The organism is Mesorhizobium sp. M1A.T.Ca.IN.004.03.1.1, assembly GCF_003997555.1.
GTDB lineage: Bacteria > Pseudomonadota > Alphaproteobacteria > Rhizobiales > Rhizobiaceae > Mesorhizobium.
On sequence record NZ_RZTV01001217.1, the window covers coordinates 1 to 230 of the forward strand.

A 230-nucleotide genomic window follows, 5' to 3' on the forward strand; every position below is an offset into this window, starting at 1 on the left:
ACGAGATGGTGATGCCGAGCTGGGTGGCTGCAAGGTTGGAGTCGAGATTGTCGACGGCGCGCTGAAGTGCCGAGGCGTTCATGCGGCCTGCCGCAGCGAGTTCGGCGACGCGGCTACGCCTGACCGACACCAGGGCGAATTCGGCGGCAACGAAGAAGCCATTGGCGGCGACAAGAAGAAACACGGCTAGTATCCCAACATAGTCGGAGAGCCCGCCGGCGGAATCGGAC

At 63.5% G+C, this 230-nt stretch carries 1 protein-coding gene; it reads right to left on the reverse strand.

Going from position 1 to position 230, the window contains the following annotated elements:
* On the reverse strand, positions 1–230 hold a 230-nt coding region (locus EOD29_RS35560), incomplete at both ends, for a CNNM domain-containing protein (RefSeq protein ID WP_127248947.1).